Raw genomic sequence first — 18,887 nt, 5'->3', positions numbered from 1 at the left:
CCTCATTCTTGCTGTTCAAACCCGACCGAACAGTTAAGCCTGAAACAGGAAACCGTATGAGCCTGTCACTGTTAAGCCGTTATGCGTTTTTTGCTTTTTGTGTGATTTTCACCCTCGCCAGCCTGCCGTTTATGCACCATGAGTGGTTATGGCCCTTCACTGCGGTGACGCTGGCCCTGAGCCTGCTGGGTATTTTCGACTTGCTGCAAGGCCCGCATGCGGTGCGCCGCAACTACCCGATCCTGGGCAATATTCGCTATTTGGTTGAAGCTATTCGCCCGGAAATTCGTCAGTACCTGCTGGAGTCCGACAGCGATGCGCTGCCCTTCTCACGCGCGCAGCGTTCGCTGGTGTACTCGCGGGCCAAGAATGAAAGCGCTGACAAACCGTTCGGCACGCTGATTGACGTCTACCAACCCGGCTTCGAGTTTATCGGCCACTCCATGCGCCCAGCCCCGTTGACAGACCCCAGCAGCTTTCGGATCACCATCGGCGGCCCGCAATGCACCCAGCCGTACTCCGCGTCGATTTTTAATATCTCGGCCATGAGCTTTGGCTCGTTAAGCGCTAATGCGATTCGAGCGTTAAACCAAGGCGCCAAGCTCGGTAACTTTGCCCACGACACGGGTGAAGGCAGTATCAGTGCTTATCACCGTGAGAACGGTGGCGACTTAACGTGGGAACTGGGCAGTGGCTACTTCGGCTGCCGCACTTCCGACGGCCGTTTCGACCCGGAGCGCTTTGCCGCCCAGGCCCGCACGCCGCAAGTGCGGATGATCGAAATCAAAATGAGCCAGGGTGCCAAACCGGGCCACGGCGGGATTTTGCCCAAACACAAAGTCACCCCCGAAATTGCCGAAACCCGTGGCGTGCCGCTTGGCGAGGACTGCGTGTCTCCGTCACGCCACAGCGCGTTCTCAACCCCCATCGAACTGATGCACTTCATCGCGCAACTGCGTGAGTTGTCGGGTGGCAAACCCGTAGGCTTCAAATTCTGCTTGGGGCATCCGTGGGAATTTATGGGCATCGCCAAAGCCATGCTCGAAACCGGCATCCTGCCGGATTTCATCGTGATTGACGGCAAGGAAGGCGGTACCGGCGCGGCCCCGGTTGAGTTCACCGACCACATTGGCGTACCGATGCGTGAAGGCTTGCTGTTTGTGCACAACACCTTGGTTGGCCTCAACCTGCGCGACAAGATCAAGCTTGGCGCCAGCGGCAAGATTGTCAGCGCCTTCGACATTGCCAGCGTCCTGGCCATTGGCGCGGACTGGGCCAACTCGGCGCGCGGTTTTATGTTCGCCATCGGCTGCATCCAGTCGCAGTCGTGCCATACCAACAAGTGCCCGACCGGTGTAGCCACCCAAGACCCGCTGCGTCAGCGTGCGCTAGTGGTGCCCGACAAAGCGCAGCGGGTGTTCCAGTTCCACCGCAACACGCTTAAAGCACTGGCTGAAATGCTCGCCGCCGCCGGCCTAGAACACCCGGCACAACTCACCGCCAAACATTTGGTGCGGCGCATGTCGGCCACCGAAATCAAACTGTTCTCGCAATTGCATGTGTTCCTCAAGCCCGGGGAATTGCTGACGGGCGAGGTCAATGGCGAGTTTTATTCGCGCATGTGGCAAATGGCCCGCTCCGACAGTTTTGAACCGAACGAGATCAAAGCCGCTTAAGTGCGTACAAGGACTGACATTGTGTTGAAAGTAATCGCTGAGGACTTCATCAAACCTGAACACCTCGAAAAGGTGCGCCCTTGGTACGCCGAACTGGTGGAGAAAACCCGATTGGAGCCCGACTGTATTGCTTACGACTTGTACATTGATCAAAAAGACCCGGGGCATTTTATCTTCGTTGAACAATGGCCCGATCAAGCAGCGCTTAATGCCCACTGTCAAAGTGAGCACTTCAGACGGCTGGTGCCGCAGATCAACGCATGTCAGGCACGTGAGTGTACGTTTCTGTTTATGGACGCCTTTTGATTAAACAGACGGGCGGCTAATACCCGCCGCCCTGAGACATTCTGCAATATCCAACCTTTGCAATTGCTGCGTAATACCCTCACCCTGCGCGCCCCCGATAAAGGGCGCGCACTTATACTGCGCTCGCCGATTTTCATTAAACCTATGGTTGAGTACACGCCGTCATGCTTAACGGACGCGATCTGCGCATCGACTTCTTTCGAGGTTTGGCGCTGATCTTTATTTTCTGGGACCACATCCCGCATAACCCGCTGGCTGCATTAACCGTGCGTAATTTCGGTCTCAGTGATGCGGCCGAGATTTTTGTATTTCTGGCCGGTTATGCCGCAGTGCTGGCCTACGGAAAAATAGCCCGGCGTGAGGGTTTGCTGGTTGCCAGCGTGAAGATCCTGCGTCGCGCCTGGGTGCTGTATGTGGTGCATATCTTTTTGCTGGCGGTGCTGATGGGCATCGTTTTCTTTGCCAACAGTCATGTTGAAACCCGTGATCTGGTGCAAGACATGGGCTTGCAATACTTCTTGAGCAACCCGCAACAGGCGCTCACCGATGAGTTGCTATTGCGCTTCAAACCCAACCTGATGGACCCCTTGCCGTTGTATATCGTGCTGCTGATCGGTCTACCGCTGGTATTGCCGATGCTGCTGCGCAAAGCACGTTACGTCGTGGCTGTTTCACTGGGCCTGTATTTGATAGCGCCTTACTGGAACCTCGCGTCGCAAGAAGGCGGGGTGTGGTTTTTCAACCCGATGGCCTGGCAGTTCCTGTTTATCCTCGGGGGTGCGCTGGCGCTGCATGGCCAAGGCCGTACGGCCATTGATCCTCGACCTTTACGCCGTCAGCCACTGTTCTTGAGCGCCGCTGTCTATCTGCTGCTTACCGGGTTGTTGGCACTGTCGTGGAAGTGGCCGCAGGTACACGATGCCTACATGCCCTTGGCATTAGGTGAGCTGATTTACCCGATCAGCAAAACCAACTTGTCGCCTGTGCGTTTGCTGCACTTTCTGGCCTTGGTTTACGTAGTGGCAAAGCTGGTGCCACACAGCGATTGGCTCAACCAGTGGTTTGCCCGGCAAATATGTCGCATGGGCCGTTACTCGCTGGAGGTATTTTGCCTGGGCGTGATCTTGGCCCCGCTGGCGGACATGCTCAACGCGCTGGGCGATGATGCATGGACCATGCAAGTGTTCAGTGCGCTGTTGGGCGTGTGGCTCATGGCACTGCTGGCCATGTGGCTGGACTGGAATAAGCGACTGGGGCGCACGTCATAGCGTCTTCTCGCCCGCTGGAGGAGCGCGCTTGCCTCGCGATCTTTTAATCTTCTAGAGGAAAGACTCCGTAGGCCTTCACAAATCCTTCGCCTGCGCCGAGCAGCGTCTACGCTTCTCTTGAGCGCAATCAATAGGCGCAGGTGGACCGACTGACTATGGGCGCACTGTGGCACTCCAATTCCAATCACACTACGGAGCCACCAGCCACAATGGCAGAGACCCCCACACCGCCACAAAAGCCAAAAGGCCGGGGTAAACGCTATGCATGGCGTCTGTTCTGGCTGTTGTTGGTGGTGGCACTGATTGCTCTGGGCTTTGCTATCGCCAAAGAGGTACGCACCTCGAAACTCCAGGCACGTGAATTCAGCCGCTTTGCCGCCTCCCTCAGCTATTCAATGCACACTGGCCCCAGCAACTCGATGCTCTACCCCGGTAACGGGCCTTTCGATCAGCGTTTGGGCTATAGCGCGCTGGGTGATTTTTTGCCGCGCCTGCTAAAACGCGGCTACGTGATCGAACAACAGACACGCTTTTCACCTGAACTCTTGAGCTACAGCCAGAAGGGCTTTTTCGTCCCGTACGCAGAAAAGATTCAGGCCGGACTTTCTATCACTGACTGCTCAGGCGCTTCGCTTTATCAATACAACTACCCCCAGCAGTTGTATGCCAACTTCGCGCAAATCCCACCGGTGGTGGTACACAGCCTACTTTTTGTTGAAAACCGTGACTTGCTGGACCCCAAGCAGCCGTTGGCCAACCCGGCCGTGGACTGGCCGCGTTTTGCCATAGCCGCGTACTCGCAAATTGCCAAAATGCTGCACCTGCCGGGGCAGTCTGCGGGCGGCAGCACATTGGCCACGCAGTTGGAAAAATATCGACATTCGCCCGATGGCTTAACGGCGTCGGGCAGCGAAAAACTGCGGCAGATGATTTCAGCCAGCGTGCGAGCCTATCAGGACGGCCCGCAGACCTTGCTCGCCCGGCAAAAAGTGGTGCGTGATTACCTCAACAGCGTGCCGCTCTCCGCAGTGCCCGGCCACGGCGAAGTGCACGGCATGGCTGAGGGGTTAAGGGTGTGGTACGACAGCGATTTCAATCAGGTCAATCAGCGCTTGGCCAGCACCGCCACGGATGCCCGCAGCCTGGCAAACAAAGGGCTGGCGTTACGCGAAGTGTTGTCGCTGATGATTGCCCAGCGACGGCCTTCGTATTATTTGACCAAGGGTCGCAAAGAACTGGCGCAACTGACCGACAGCCACATCCGCTTACTGGCCCAGAACAACGTGATAGACCCAGCACTGGCGTCTGCCGCGCTGGCCAGCCACGCGACCTACCGTGACTGGCAACTGGCGCCGACCACTCAGGCCATCGAAACCAATAAGGGCATCAGCGTGGCCCGCAATCGCTTGTCGACGATGCTCAAGCGCCCGCTGTATGACCTAGACCGCCTCGATCTGTCGGCCACCAGTACCTTGCAGGCGGACTTGCAAGGCCAAGTCAGCACGTACCTGCAACAACTGGCCGACCCTGCTGTTGCCGGCAAACTCGGCCTGCTAGGCCCCAGCTTGCTGACCCCGGCCAGCACCGCGCAAGTGCGCTACAGCTTTACCCTGTTTGAACTCACCCCGGACGGCGCGCGAGCGCGGGTGCAGACCGACAGCACCGACCAGCCGTTCGACATCAACGAAGGCAGCAAACTGGAGCTGGGCTCGACCGCCAAATTGCGGGTGCTGACCACGTACTTGCAGATTATTGCCGAGCTGCATGATCGATATGGCGAACAGTCCAGCACCGCCCTGAAAAAGATCCAGATCACCGACCAAGACCCCCTGACCCGCTGGTCTTTGGGCTATCTGATTCAAAACCCCGGCGCCAAACTCGCCAACATGCTCGACGCGGCCCTCAATCGCCACTATTCAGCCAACCCCGGGGAAGGTTTTTTCACCGGTGGCGGCATGCATCACTTTCACAACTTTCGTAACCAGGACAACACCCGTAGCCCCACTTTGCGCGACGCGATACGAGAGTCGATCAACCTGCCGTTTGTACGGTTGATGCGCGACGTGGTGCGCTACACCTCCTATCAGTCACCCAGCAACAACTCCGACCTGCTGAGCGATGATCAAAATCCGCGTCGCCAGGAATACCTGAGCCGCTTCGCTGACCGCGAAGGCACCACTTATATGCTCAAGTTCTGGAAAAGGTACAAGGGCAAGGACTCAACGGCGCGCCTTGATACCTTTCTCGACAGCATGCACCCCACCGCGATCAGAATGTCGGCAGTGCATCGCTACCTGTTCCCGAACGCAGACCAGGCCACGTTCAACAACTTTGTCCGCTCTCATCTGCGCACCGATAAGGTCACGGACGAACGCTTGAATACGCTCTACCAAAGCTATGGGCCGGGGGCCTATAACCTGCCGGATCAGGGCTACATTGCTAAAGTCCATCCGCTGGATCTGTGGCTTTTGGGCTATTTACTGAAAAACCCGCAGGCCACCTTTCAGCAGGCCACCGCAGCCAGCGAGTTTGAGCGTCAGGAGGTTTATAGCTGGCTGTTCAAAAGCCGTCACAAGAGCGCCCGCGACAGCCGGATTCGCACCATGCTGGAGATCGAAGCATTCTTGGATATTCATCAGCGCTGGCAAAAAGTGGGTTATCCGTTTGACCACTTGGTGCCCTCTCTAGCCACCGCATTGGGCAGCTCGGGGGATCGCCCAGCAGCGCTCTCCGAACTGATGGGTATCATCCTCAACGATGGCGTACGTTTGCCGGTGTTGCGTATTGATACCCTGCATTTCGCCGCCGATACGCCCTACGAAACCCGTTTAGTCAACGACCCGGACAAAGGCGTGCGGGTGATGCCCAGCGAAGTGGCAACAGCGGTGCGCGAAGCCCTGTCGCAAGTGGTCGATGCTGGCACTGCGCGCCGGGTATCGGGCAGTTTCAAACTCAATGATGGCAGCCCATTGGCCATGGGCGGCAAGACCGGCACTGGTGACAACCGTATCGAGAGCATTGGCGCAGGCGGACGGGTCATCAGTTCCAAGTCAATCAATCGCACCGCCACGTTTGTGTTTTACATCGGCCCAAAACACTTCGGGACCCTGACCGCCTTCGTTCCGGGCAGCTCGGCACAAGCCTTCAAGTTCACCTCCGCATTACCGGTGCAAGTGCTCAAAGGCATGGCCCCGATCCTCACGCCGTATCTGCAAACCGATACCCAAACCTTATGCCAGGCACCCGCCCCGGTACAAACAGCAGGCAAGTAACCTGTGGGAGCGGGCTTGCTCGCGAAAAAAATCGGCGCGGTTTACTGACAGACCGCGTCGCCAGAATCGCGAGCACGCCCGCTCCCTCCAATTTAGTGTCCCTCGCCACTGTTACGAATCATTACCGTTCGTCAGCTCTATTTGTGCACTCTTAAGATATATCTTAAGTTGCTTCTTACAAACACAGAGGACGAAGAGAAATGAGAGAGCATCATCACCACCATCGCGAACACAACGTGGGTCAAGACGGCTTTGAGAAGCGTGCCGGTCAACGAGGCGGACGCGGCCCACGGGTATTCGCCCCCGGCGATCTGAAATTACTGCTGCTGGCATTGATTGCCGAGCAGCCCTGCCACGGCTATGACCTGATTCGTCAGATCGAAGGCATGTTCGATGGCGCTTACAGCCCCAGCCCCGGCGTGATCTACCCGACCCTGACCTTTCTTGAAGAAAGTGAACTGATTGAGGGCGACGCGGCAGGCGGAAAAAAACGCTACAGCGTGACAGACGCCGGTCGCCAGTCGCTGATCGATCAAGCCATTGCTCTAGACGGTGTCCGCATGCGCATCGACGTCAGTAAGCGCTCCTTGCGCGGGCATGATCGCCCGGCCGAAATTCACGAGGCGGTGCACAACCTGCGCCACGCTTTGCAAATGCACCACGGGCGCTGGAACCCGGCCGAAATTGCCCGCGTTCGAGACCTGCTAAACAACACCGCCAAAGCCATCGTTGATGGCCCTGTCACTGCCCAGCCTGCGCAGGAGAACGCTGAATGAATACCGCGAATACCCAAACCATTCACCGCGTCATGCATCAAATCAAACGTCGAAAACTCACCGTATTGCGCGTGGCCGACCTGACCCCGCGCATGCGCCGCATCACCGTGGGCGGGCCCGAGCTGGCTGGCTTTATCAGCCTGGGCAGCGACGATCACGTAAAGCTGTTTTTCCCGCAGACCGCCGAGGAGCAGGCCGCGCTTGAAAACCTAGAGTTAAGCGCCGGGGCCAAAAGCAACACCATGCCCCCTATGCGCGATTACACCCCGCGACGCTATGACCTGGACACGCTCGAACTTGATCTGGATTTTGTGTTGCACGGCGATGGCCCTGCCTCCACCTGGGCAGCGCAAGCCCAGCCGGGTCAGTTTCTGCACATCGGCGGCCCGCGTGGCTCAATGATCGTGCCGGATATTTTCGACAGCTATCTGCTGGTCGGTGACGAAACCGCCCTGCCTGCGATTGCTCGTCGCCTTGAAGAGTTGCCGGCCAATCGCCAAGCACGGGTCGTGGTTGAAGTCGAGAATGCGCAAGAAGAACAGCCGCTGAAAAGCGCCGCGTCCGTCGAAGTGATTTGGGTTCATCGCGATGCACCCGCCCAGGATTTGCTGCGCACCGTTGAAAGCCTGAGCATTCCGCGTGGGGAGCTGTACACATGGGTCGCGACCGAAAGCGCGCTGTCGCGCAAAGTACGCCGCGTATTGCTCGATACCCATGGTTTGAACGATGAATTCGTTAAGGCCGTCGGTTACTGGCGTCTGGATGACAGCGCCGAAGAATAAGCCTCACCTATCTCCTGTAGGAGGTGCCGCCTCGTCTTCGACGCCGCGCTGTCGCGCAGCAAACAGGCTACCGATAATCGACAGCATCCCCCAATCGGTTCCCTCTCCTTCGGGAGAGGGCTAGGGTGAGGGGCTCTTGATTTGAGTCCCTAACGCTTCAACCACCCCAAAAAGCCGCCTTTCTTGATGGGTGCGGGTTTGGTCATCAGGGCCGCGCGGCTGCTTTGCTCGCGCACCGCTTGCAGTTTGTGCAGCGCCTGGGTCACCTCAGTACGCTGTTGCATGCATTCGCGGGTCAGGGACTTGTCGATCCGGTAAATGATGCAGGAGGTCAGCGCAGTAAAACTGGCCTCGGACGGGGTGTCATCGAGCACGCTCTGTTCGCCCATCACTTCACCCGGCCCCATGCGGGCGGCTTCGACTGGCCCGTCCTCACCGGCAATCGTCACGCTGATCACCCCCGTCGCAATCACCAGTAAGCTCTCAGGAATGTCGCCCGAAGCCAACACCACTTGGCCAGCAGCGTATTGCTGTGCAGTCATAGCCAAGGCCAGGCGCTCGCGCTCCTCATCGGCCAATGAACGGAAGATTTTCACCTCGTTAATCAGGGTTCGGGCACGGCTGGCGGGTTCGATCACGCCATCCAGTTGACGCGAAATACCGGCAGCTTCTAGATGACGGTGAGCCAGATCGAACAGTTGATTGCGCACCTCGGTTTTGCTGCTCAGCTCGGCAATATACCCGCTGATGACGTATTCGGACATGCTTTCGCCTGCGTCTTTGAACCAGGCTTTGGGGGCAGGTGTCAGCAGCAAGCTGTTGCTGCCTTGCACGGTGCGATCCAGCGCGTCCAACACGCGGCGTGGGCGAATAGAGTTGGGCACTTGGAGGCTGATCGACACGCCGTGCATGTTGCTGGGGCGGCTCAGGTTGACAATCTTGGCCTTGGCGGCGACCGAGTTGGGCACCACAGCAGTGCTGCCGGTGCTGGTCAGCAGATGCGTGGAGCGCCAGTCGATGTCCAGCACTTTGCCTTCGATGCCGTCAATCTGGATCCAGTCATCCACCTGATACGGTTTGGTGGTGTTGAGCACGATGCCGGAAAACACGTCGCTCAATGTGCTTTGCAGCGCCAGGCCGAGCACGATGGCCACCACCCCGGAAGTGGCGAGCAGGCCTTTGACCGGCAGTTCCAGCACATAACCGGCCGCAGCCACAATGGCCACCAAAAACACCAACGCACCGACCACATCCTGAATCAAGTGGCCGCTGTGGCCGATGCGCCGCATCAACAATAGGCCGATGACTTCGGTGAGCACCCTGGCCGCGTACAGCCACCAGCCGATGCCCAAAGCTGTTGCCCCAAGTTGCGCGACGCTGTCATCGCCTTGCAAGGGCGCCTGCAAAGGGCTGATTCCAGCATTAATGATCAATACGCTGAACAGCACAAACAGCCCTAGGCGCAGACCGACCCGTACTGCTCGGTGCTGCAAAGGGGCGAGGTGCCAAAGCAGCGTGTCGATCACCAAGACCAGCGCGCTCCATAGCAGGGGATGGCGGTAGAGATCAGGCATGGGGCGCTCCGCAGAGGGGATGGAAGCATCCCGTAGGCAAAGAGATTAGCTTGGTGCAGGCAAACTCGAAAGCGGCTATAAGGGGTTTTACTGTCAACCCGGGCGGGACAATGAACCCTTACGAAGACATGCGAATTTTCTGTCAGGTCATGGACTCTGGCAGTTTTACCGCTGCCGCCGAGCAGTTGGGGCTGTCCAAACAGTTTGTCAGCCGCCGATTGATGCAGCTTGAACAGCGGCTGGGCGTGCGCTTGCTTAACCGCTCGACCCGGCGCTTGGATGTCACGCCTTTGGGCCAGACCTATTACGAATCGGCGCTGCGCCTGCTCAGTGAGGTCGAACACATGGAGCAGGGGATTGCCGGGCAAACCAGCGAGTTGCGCGGCATTATTCGTTTGAGTGCGCCGCTGTCCTTTGCAATCAATCATTTGGGTGAGTTGCTGCCCGAGTTTTTGCAACTCAACCGCAATGTCACCGTGGAGGTCGACCTCAGCGACCGCGCAGTCGACTTGCTCAGCGAAGGCTACGACCTGGCATTGCGCATTGGGGTTTTGGAAGACTCGACCCTGATTGCACGCCGCCTCAGCAGTATCGCCCGGGTCTATTGCGCGAGCCCTACGTACCTGGCGGAACGCGGCATACCTCTGACGCCCGAAGCGCTGCTCAGCCATGATTGCTTGCCCTACGGTCACGGGCGTCAGGTGCAATGGCATTTTGTGGTGCAGGGCAAAGCGGTATCGGTCAATGTCACGGGCCGGATGCGCGTCAACAACGGCGAACTGCTCAAGGATGCGGCGATTGCCGGAATGGGGATCACCTACCTGCCGACGTTTATCGTGCAGGCCGCTTTACAGGCTGGGCACTTGGTACCGGTGCTGGCGGACGTCTGCCCCGAGCCGCTGCAACTGTCGGCGGTGTATCCCCAGCACCGCCAGGGGGCACGGCCGGTGCAGGCGCTGATCGAGTTTTTGCGTGAGCGCCTGCGTTCGCGCTGAAGCGCAGTAGTAGACCGTTCTGTCTGGCCGCTGGCTGTTTAAGCCTCTGGGCGGCGGTCAGTGCGGCCAGCGCTTGGTAGCACTTAGTACGCCAGTAACCACGCACTCAGATAGAGCCCCAGACCAAAAGTCAGGTGTGTGATCAGGCTTCTTTGCCGGGCCACACGGGGTGTTGCCGTGCGTGAAGCGGCAATGCCCATGCCCCACGCCGGTTGCATGATCAGCCACGGGGCAGCGATGCTGAGCAGACCCGTTAACACGGCGGGCATCAGCGTGGGTGCGCTCAGCCAATCGCTGCCAACGGTGACGACGAGCAGCGCGGCAAAGACAATCCCTGTCAGGTAATGGAACAGCCAGCCCACCCGTTGTTCATGCCGGGTCGGGGTGGCGGCTGTAATAGTGGGGTGACGAATCTGCCCGTCGAGCATATGCCCCAACCAGCGCCCCACGAGCCGGTAATCCAATGACGGTTGCGCAAAAAAACGCTTTTTGATCAGCGCCACGGCATCCATAAACAGGGTTGCGCCGATACCCACTCCCACCACGTTGGCCATCCATTCGATGCTATTCATCTCACATACCCCTTGCCTGACACGTCGTCTGATTGCTTGAATTGGGCAGTGTGCAAGTTCAAGTCGACTTGAGGTCAAGCATGAAAGAGCTGGGGATTGGCGAGGTTGCACGGCGTTCAGGGGTGGCGGCCTCGACCTTGCGCTATTACGAAGAAAAAGGACTGATTCGGTCTGTGGGGCGCCGTGGCCTGAGTCGGGTATTTAACACGGATGTTCTGGAAAAGCTGGCTTTGATTACGCTCGCCCAATCGCTGACGTTTTCTCTGGAAGATATTGCGCAGATGATCGCGCAGGGGCACACGGCCCTTGATCGCCAGCGCCTGTCAGACAAAGCTGACGAACTGGATCGCACGATTAAGCAGTTAAGCATTGCCCGCGATGAACTTCGCCGGGCCGCGGTCTGCCCTGCGGCCAGCCATGTGGAATGCCCAAGTTTTCAGCGTTTGCTCAAAGAAACGTCCCGCGAAGACCGGCCACACACGCCCTCTGCGTTACAGCGCAGAGAGGCTGGGCCTGACGGCTGAGGCAGCAAACGGCCGGCGCGTGGTGAAATCTCGATAAGGGTGCTTTACTCAACCCACGAACGAGCACACTTGCCCGTTATAGGGATTCAAAACGATGGACAACCCGCCTGCTGACAGTCCACCCACCAAGCCTTGATTACGATCTGAAAAGATTGTCGAGTTTCGCCGACAGAACACTTACTCAACACCGGTGCACTGCAAGGCGCCCTGTTCAATAGCGCTTGTTTTTTCCTGCATTGCGACCGACGAAAGAGGAGGGCTTTCAAATCTTCACGGTCAGCGCCGAACACTTCAACAGCCTCTTATTTGAGGGCTTTTCATGTCTACCACGCCCGCCACACTGCTAATTGTCGACGACGATGTTGGTGTCCGAAACCTGCTGGAAGCTTTGTTAAAGAGCCAGGGTTATCTGACGCTGACCGCGAATTCAGGCGAAGCCGCTCTGGAAATGGTTGCGAAGCAACCGCCAGATTTGATCCTGCTGGACGTCATGATGCCGGACATGGATGGCTATCAGGTGGCTCGCCAGTTGAAAGCGAATATATGGACGGCGAACATCCCGATCATCATGTTGTCGACGCTGGGTGAGCAAAGCGCTCAGATACTGGGGCTGGAGGCCGGTGCCGAAGACTTCCTCTGCAAACCCGTGGTCAGTGCCGAGTTGCGGCTGCGGGTGCGCAACTTGCTGCGGCTCAAAGCTTTTGGCGATTATCAGATCGTCCATACCTTGATGCTCGAGCAGCAGTTGCAAAAGAGCACCATCGACGTCGAAAGTTTTCGTTCCGCCATGGGCTCTGATGAGCGCCTGATGAAAATGGCCAACTACGACCCATTGACCGGCTTGCCCAATCGCAACTTGTTCTACACCACGTTACAAATGGGCCTGACTCAGGCTGCGCTCAGAGGGTGGCAACTGGCCGTGTGCACGGTTGACCTCAACGACTTCAAAAGCATCAACGACAGCTGGGGGCATCTGATGGGCGATCAGGTGCTGGCTGAGTTCAGCCAGCGGCTGTCCAACTTTCTCAATGTCAGCGACACCTTGGGGCGCATGGATGGTAATGAGTTGGCCTTGATCCTGATGATCCGCAAAGCCCAGTCGGGGCCTCGGCAAATGGTTGAGCGCATCCGTGAAGTACTGCGCGAGCCGTTTAGGGTTCAGGACCATGACGTGACGATGACCGCCAGTATCGGCATCGCCCTTTACCCTGATGACGGCGCCGATGCGCATCGCCTGATCAAGCAGGCCAACACCGCGATGCACCGCGCCAAACAAGCGGGCAGAGACACCTACCGTTTTTACACCGCGCAAATGAATGTCGAGGTCCAGGCGCGTCACGAACTGGAAATCGCCTTGCGTGAGGCGGTAAAAAAGGAGGCATTCGAACTGTACTACCAGCCCAAGATAGGCCTGAGCGATGGCAAAATCTGTGGGGTTGAAGCTTTGTTGCGCTGGCACCGACCGGGCCTGCCCGCGGTGTCTCCAGCGGTCTTCGTACCGATCCTCGAGGGGTTGGGGCTTATATCCCGTGTGGGGCAGTGGGTCACTGCCAGCGTGTGCAAACAAATTGCTCATTGGCGTCAAGCTGGCTTGGGGTTGGTGCAGGTTGCGGTTAACGTGTCGGCGCACCAGATGAGCGAAGGCGACCTGGTGGACGACATCCAGCGCTCGCTCAAAGAGCATCAAGTAGAGCCGAAATGGCTTGAACTTGAATTGACTGAAAGCTCATTGATGGTTAACACGCCTGACACCATCACCAGCTTGCTGGCGTTACGCGACATGGGTCTAAAAATCTCTATCGACGACTTCGGTACGGGTTATTCGAGCCTTGCGTACCTGAGCCGCTTTCCGATTGATAAATTGAAAATTGACATTGCGTTCATACGTGAAGTGACCAGCAACCCCCAAGACGCGGCTATCGCCCGGACCATCATCGAATTGGCCCACAGCCTTAACTTGCAGGTCATTGCAGAAGGCGTTGAAACCAGTGATCAGCTGGCATTCTTGAACGATAACGGCTGTGACCAAGTCCAGGGCTACCTTTTTTGCCGGCCCTTACCGACCCATGAACTGGAAACCTTGCTGCGTGAGCCGAGGTGTTTTACCTGAGGAACTCGGTTCGAATTTAGGCCGCCGCACCCGGTACAGGGTGTTGACTGACTTCGAACTGCCCCACGAGCTTTTGCAGCTTGTTGGCATTTAGCCTCACGCTTTCGGCGCTGCTTTGCAGCACTACCACGGTCTGGCGCATTTCGGTGGAAGACTGATCGACGCTCTTGATGGTCTTGCCGCAGTCCAGGCTGTGGCGATTGAGCTGTTGAATGATCGCAAACAGGCTCTCTACCGCCTGATGTAACTGCAAATTCTCCGATGAGGCTTCCTCGGAGAGGCGCAGGCTGTTGTCGACGTCTTTAACCCCCTCTTCCATAAAGCTGACGGCTTGCCGGGTTTCACTTTGCAGGCCTTCGACCATCGTGCGAATGTCGTCAGCGGCGCGCGATGTGCGCGACGCAAGGCTGCGCACCTCATCGGCAACCACCGCAAAGCCGCGTCCATGCTCGCCTGCGCGAGCGGCTTCAATGGCTGCGTTAAGAGCCAGCAGGTTGGTCTGGTGGGTGATGGCACTGATCAGGCCAGTGATATTGCCTATTTGCGCCATGCGGCTGTCGAGCAACTGCACGCTGGACGTCGAACGCTCGACCACATCGCGAATCGATTGAGTGCCTTCCTGCACCTTCAGAAACTGTTCACGGGCGCGGCTGACGACGTCATCCATGGCGTGTTTCATCTGTTCGGCGCTGGCGCTGGCTTGCTGAATTTCACCCAGTTGATCTTCGACAATAATCATCATGTGGTGCACGGCTTCGGTGACTTCGACCGAGGTTAGGCTCGCTTCTTGGCTGCGGCCTAGCATCATCTGATTGGTGGTGCCGACGTTATGGCTGGCCTTGACCACTTGCCCGACTACCGAGTCCAAGTGGTCGATGAAGCTGTTGATCCAGCGGCCCATGTCGCCGGTTTCGTCATTGGCCATTTTGCGGGTGTCCAGCCGCTGGCGCAGATTGCCTTCGCCCTCGGCAATGGTCCTGATGACACCGGTCATTTCGTTCAGGCGGGCGGCCAGTCGCTTGGGCCCCAGCAGGCCAAATAACACGGTGGCCCCGGCCATGCTCACGACCTGGATGGTATCAATCACGAACTGATCCAAGCCGCTGTAATGCTGAACCGCAAAGTTGCAGGCAAACAGACCGCTCATGGTCGCGAGGTAGGGTTTCATCAGCCCATAACTCAGTGAGCGGCGGCGGTAGACTTCCTCCAGGTCGGCTTCGCACATCATGCCCCAGCGGTCTGGCGAGCCAGGCAATTGGAAGGTGACACCCTTGCCGACCACCGGAATATGGCGGTAGTCCGAGTAGCCAGGGTAGGTCACGAACAGATTGGCGCCGTTGCGGATGGTTTCGCGCACGCCGGGGTGCAGTTGTTGGGTGGCCGGGTCGGTGAAGCGTAACTCCAACTCGGTGTGGCGCTGGATCTGCACGGTTTTCCAGGGCGTGTGCACACCACTTTTCAAGTTTTCACCGTGGCTGAAGGTGCCGTCTTCAAAACGCGAGCGCGACAAGGCTGTGCCCGGCTGGATAGACGAGTCGAAGCGTGATTGCGCCATAAACAGGTAGTTGTCGCCCGACTCGGCATAAATATGCCCGGCCTCGCGCTGAATCAGGTCGCCGAGCACATCGTTGGGCACGCGGGCACACAGACAGCCCAGGGTTTTGCCATGGGCGTTCAGCGGCTGGTAAAACATCAGCGTGACTTCGTCATGGAACGGCGACGAAGAAGGCCCGATTTGCAGGGTTAGCGGGTCTGCGTAAGGTCCGTGCAAGAACGGCGCTTTCAAGCCTTCGGCCAGGGCGCGCGGGTTGTGCGGCTGGTCTTTGTTGCGTCCGTTCCAGGTCGAGGCGATGACCTTGCCGTGCAGGTCAATCACAAATAATTCCGAAAAATCGTCGGCTTGCTTGAGCTTGTCGAGCAAGAGTGACTGATCGAGAGGGACCAAGTCGTTGCCCACATGTTCGGCCAATTCGCGCAAATGCTCCCACTGCTCATGGGTCCAGTTGTGCAGCAATTGCACGCGGGTGTGCGCAATGGCTTCGAAGGTTTGCTCCAGCACCGGATACGCTTGGCGATTGAGCCAACACCCCCAACCCATCGCCAGTTTTCCGGTTTTACCGAACCAGGGCAGCCAACGTTTTTCGCTGGAAGAAAGTTGCATGGAACTGCTTGATAGCGACATTCACGTCTCCAACGATGGCATTGAGATATGAAGGCAACAGCAAGAAGCAAGCCACTGGCCATTACTGGCCGTGGTGGCTTAAGGGAAGGGAACACGCATTGAATCAGTGCGTTGCGTGTTGTAAGCGACCTAAGTTGGTGCCTGTAGGCACGCTCGCGCCTACAGTTTCGGTTGGGTTATACCGCTGACAACGGCGGTGTCCGCGGGGGGATCATGCGTTTGTTGCCCAATGATTCGAACGCCGCGGCAAAGCGCAGCAGCATTGAGTCGTCATAGGCGCGTCCGGCAAAGGTCAGCCCGACCGGCATGCCGATGTCGGCCATCACGCCCATCGGCACGGTGACAGTCGGCACGCCTAAATGGCGGATCGCCAGGTTGCTGTTGGCCACCCACACGCCGTTGCTCCAGGCAATGTCGGCCGAAACTGGGTTTACATCGGCGTCTGCCGGGCCAACATCGGCCACGGTTGGGAACAGCACGGCGTCCAGCCCTAGCTGGTCCATCCAGTCTTCAAGGTCGATTCGGCGGGTCTGTTCCAAGCCGCGCAAGCCGTCCGGTAAGGTCGCAATCTGATCCCAGGGGGTAATCCCGCGTTCGGCCATGCGTACGTATTCGTCCATGCCCGCCGCCAGTTCGTCTTCGCGGTTGGGCAGGGTGCCCGGGTCGTGAGGGAATATCAGCGCGCCGTCGACATCCGCCAAACGGTTCAGTTTCGGGTCGCCGTTGGCGCGCAAGAAGTCGTCGAAAGCCCAGGCTGACAGGTCCCACAGCTCATGGTGAAGGAACTCTTTGGGCACCAAGCCCCGGGTAAACACAGTCGGTGCGCCAGGACGGTCGCCTTCGCAATTGGACACCAGCGGGAAGTCGACTTCGATCACTTCGGCGCCTTTGGCTTCAAGGGCCTTACGTGCCTCTTGCCACAGCTCGATGACCGAGGCACGGGTGATGATCCGTTGCCCGGTCGGACCACCGATGCCGGGCTTTTCTGCGGTTCCGGCTTCTGGGTCGGCGTTGATGTACATGCGCGGTACACCAAAGCGCTTGCCGGCCAGGGATTGCGCATTGGCTGCCAGCTCCAGATACGACGCTGGACGCACCGATTCAACGCTCGGCAGCGGCACCCACGGCTGCATGCGCCACAGATCGCCACGGGTGTCCGGGTCTTGGGCGACCACCACATCGAGCACTTGCAGTAGGTCGGCCATGGTTCTGGCGTACGGCACTACCACGTCCATGGTCGGGGTCAGCGGCCAGTTGCCGCGCACTGAAATCACGCCGCGTGACGGGGTGTAGGCGCACAGACCATTGTTCGACGCCGGGCCACGACCGCTGGACCAGGTTTCTTCCGCCAGGCCAAAGGCCGAAAAACTGGCGGCTGTGGCCGTGCCTGCGCCGTTGGACGAACCCGAGGCAAAGGGCGCCGTCAAGTAGTCGGCGTTGTATGGGCTTTCGGCGCGGCCATACACACCGCGCTGCATGCCGCCGTTGGCCATGGGCGGCATATTGGTTTTGCCCAGGCAAATGGCCCCGGCGCCACGCAAGCGCTCGATGGTGAACGCATCGCGATAGGCAATCAGGTCTTTGAAGGCTGGGCTGCCGGACGCGGCAGTCAGCCCCTTGACCAGGTAGCTGTCTTTGGCGGTGTAGGGAATGCCGTCCAGCGGCCCCAGGGTCTGACCCTTGGCGCGACGGGCATCGGAGGCGTGTGCTTCTTTGAGCACGTCTGGGTTGCGCACCACCACCGCGTTGAGCGCGGTTGCAGTGTCGGGGCCATCGTAGGCCTCGATCCGTGCAAGGTACGACGTGACCAGCTCAACCGCCGTGGTCTGACCCGATTCGAGGGCTTCACGCAATTGGGCAATGGAAACTTCAGTGACTTCGATCATGCGCTCACCGCTGGCGGTTGGAGGATGTGAGTGGGTGGAACATCATGCTTCTCAGAATAACGTTTCATATCGAGTTCTGTGCAGCGTTGCATGAGGTACACAGGTGCGCAGCTTAGCGAAACTGGGGCCTGTTGAGCCAGTCAATGTGATGACGGTCACCCTAACCTTCGCGACTAATCGATATTTATCCGTTATTTAGTGTCGCCACGGTGGCCGACAAGGTCGCGGTTATCTTGCGTATGGACAGTGGCAAAGCGAGCATCGTGTCGATAAGCACATCATTAAAAAAACGCGAGTAAGCTCGCTCTTGCAGGAGCAGTGTTTTGCAGTATTCTGCGAGCCGACTCTACAAGGACGTTATGGATGCAATGGTTTAGTCGATTCAATCAGGCCTGCGAAAATCTGGGTAAACAGGTTCCGACCTGGCTCTTTTGCCTCATAGCCGCCGGACTTTTTAGCGCATGGATTGTCACGCTGTTCATACCACCACCGTTCAACCCGGTGTTGCTAACCATCCCGGCGATCGTTATCAGCCTGGGCGTACTTAATCGAATTTATCCTCAAAGGAAATGAAGTAATGATCACGTGCTACCTGCGATACGTTATTGACCCTTACCAACTGGCTGAATTCGAAGCGTACGCGCGCATCTGGATCCCGCTGGTCGAGAAATTCGGTGGTACACACCATGGCTACTTCCTGCCTTCGGAAGGCGCCAACAACATTGCCCTGGCAATGTTTACCTTCCCAAGCCTGGCCGCTTATGAAGATTATCGTGAGCGCTCAAAAACAGATGCCGAGTGCATTGCGGCGTTCAAACTGGCCGAAGACAACCGCTGCATCCTGAGCTACGAGCGCAGTTTCTTCCGTCCAGTTTTCGAATAAGCCCCTCACAACAGATCGCAGCTTTCGGCAGTTCCAGCTGCGATCTTTTTATATTTATTCCCCGATTAAGCCCTCATGGGT

15 protein-coding genes are annotated in these 18,887 nt (G+C 57.9%); 11 read left to right on the top strand and 4 right to left on the bottom strand.

Going from position 1 to position 18,887, the window contains the following annotated elements:
• The first annotated feature begins 56 nt into the window (after window positions 1-56).
• The 6 genes from B347_RS0117405 to B347_RS0117380 all read left to right on the top strand — a co-directional run bounded on the left by B347_RS0117405 (window position 57) and on the right by B347_RS0117380 (window position 8,080).
• Window positions 57-1,676 carry an FMN-binding glutamate synthase family protein gene (locus B347_RS0117405; protein WP_019410975.1) on the top strand — a complete coding sequence of 540 codons (1,620 nt, stop codon included), beginning with the start codon at window positions 57-59 and terminating at the stop codon, window positions 1,674-1,676.
• 21 nt (window positions 1,677-1,697) lie between these two features.
• Complete coding sequence (locus B347_RS0117400; protein WP_019410974.1) at window positions 1,698-1,982, top strand: putative quinol monooxygenase; 285 nt, start codon at window positions 1,698-1,700, stop codon at window positions 1,980-1,982.
• 164 nt (window positions 1,983-2,146) lie between these two features.
• Window positions 2,147-3,250, top strand: a complete 1,104-nt coding sequence (locus tag B347_RS0117395; RefSeq protein ID WP_019410973.1) for an OpgC family protein — start codon at window positions 2,147-2,149, stop codon at window positions 3,248-3,250.
• A gap of 209 nt (window positions 3,251-3,459) precedes the next feature.
• Complete coding sequence (locus tag B347_RS0117390) at window positions 3,460-6,522, top strand: transglycosylase domain-containing protein (protein WP_019410972.1); 3,063 nt, start codon at window positions 3,460-3,462, stop codon at window positions 6,520-6,522.
• Window positions 6,523-6,722: 200 nt separating this feature from the next.
• Entirely contained in the window at window positions 6,723-7,298 is a 576-nt protein-coding gene (locus tag B347_RS0117385; RefSeq protein WP_019410971.1) for a PadR family transcriptional regulator, read from the top strand.
• The gene (locus B347_RS0117380; protein ID WP_019410970.1) at window positions 7,295-8,080 is read left to right on the top strand and encodes a siderophore-interacting protein; all 786 of its coding nucleotides are present in this window, start codon (window positions 7,295-7,297) and stop codon (window positions 8,078-8,080) included. The genes B347_RS0117385 and B347_RS0117380 overlap by 4 nt, the downstream gene beginning before the upstream one ends.
• 149 nt (window positions 8,081-8,229) lie before the next feature.
• On the opposite strand, the gene B347_RS0117375 is transcribed toward B347_RS0117380, so the two are convergent.
• On the bottom strand, window positions 8,230-9,654 hold the full coding sequence (locus tag B347_RS0117375) for a mechanosensitive ion channel family protein (protein WP_019410969.1): 1,425 nt from the start codon (window positions 9,652-9,654) through the stop codon (window positions 8,230-8,232).
• A 110-nt stretch (window positions 9,655-9,764) separates the two neighbouring features.
• On the opposite strand from B347_RS0117375, the gene B347_RS0117370 reads away from it, so the two are divergent.
• Window positions 9,765-10,649, top strand: a complete 885-nt coding sequence (locus tag B347_RS0117370) for a LysR family transcriptional regulator (RefSeq protein WP_019410968.1) — start codon at window positions 9,765-9,767, stop codon at window positions 10,647-10,649.
• Window positions 10,650-10,732: 83 nt separating this feature from the next.
• Here B347_RS0117370 and B347_RS0117365 read toward each other — a convergent pair whose 3' ends face one another.
• The gene (locus tag B347_RS0117365; protein WP_019410967.1) at window positions 10,733-11,221 is read right to left on the bottom strand and encodes a DUF2938 domain-containing protein; all 489 of its coding nucleotides are present in this window, start codon (window positions 11,219-11,221) and stop codon (window positions 10,733-10,735) included.
• Between the two features lie 80 nt (window positions 11,222-11,301).
• Here B347_RS0117365 and B347_RS0117360 point away from each other — a divergent pair, with 80 nt between their 5' ends.
• Together B347_RS0117360 and B347_RS0117355 are read left to right on the top strand one after the other, a co-directional pair.
• A complete protein-coding gene (locus B347_RS0117360) occupies window positions 11,302-11,745 on the top strand; it encodes a helix-turn-helix domain-containing protein (protein WP_019410966.1) in 444 nt (147 codons plus the stop codon).
• 319 nt (window positions 11,746-12,064) lie between these two features.
• Window positions 12,065-13,855 (top strand): GGDEF/EAL domain-containing response regulator, encoded by a 1,791-nt coding sequence (locus tag B347_RS0117355; protein ID WP_019410965.1) that lies wholly within the window; start codon window positions 12,065-12,067, stop codon window positions 13,853-13,855.
• Between the two features lie 16 nt (window positions 13,856-13,871).
• Here the strand turns inward: B347_RS0117355 and B347_RS27235 are convergent, their stop codons facing one another.
• Both B347_RS27235 and B347_RS0117345 read right to left on the bottom strand, forming a co-directional pair.
• Window positions 13,872-14,522 (bottom strand): methyl-accepting chemotaxis protein, encoded by a 651-nt coding sequence (locus B347_RS27235; protein ID WP_423812788.1) that lies wholly within the window; start codon window positions 14,520-14,522, stop codon window positions 13,872-13,874.
• Between the two features lie 1,691 nt (window positions 14,523-16,213).
• On the bottom strand, window positions 16,214-17,923 hold the full coding sequence (locus B347_RS0117345; protein WP_019410963.1) for an amidase: 1,710 nt from the start codon (window positions 17,921-17,923) through the stop codon (window positions 16,214-16,216).
• 363 nt (window positions 17,924-18,286) lie between these two features.
• Here B347_RS0117345 and B347_RS0117340 point away from each other — a divergent pair, with 363 nt between their 5' ends.
• Window positions 18,287-18,496: a hypothetical protein gene (locus B347_RS0117340; RefSeq protein WP_019410962.1), complete on the top strand. Its 210-nt coding sequence runs from the start codon at window positions 18,287-18,289 to the stop codon at window positions 18,494-18,496.
• A 4-nt stretch (window positions 18,497-18,500) separates the two neighbouring features.
• Entirely contained in the window at window positions 18,501-18,806 is a 306-nt protein-coding gene (locus B347_RS0117335; RefSeq protein ID WP_019410961.1) for an NIPSNAP family protein, read from the top strand.
• Window positions 18,807-18,887 lie beyond the last annotated feature (81 nt).

Source organism: Pseudomonas psychrophila HA-4, assembly GCF_000282975.1.
Taxonomy (GTDB): domain Bacteria; phylum Pseudomonadota; class Gammaproteobacteria; order Pseudomonadales; family Pseudomonadaceae; genus Aquipseudomonas; species Aquipseudomonas psychrophila_A.
The sequence above is the reverse complement of the archived record's forward strand: the minus strand, read 5'-3'. Positions and strand labels throughout refer to the sequence as shown.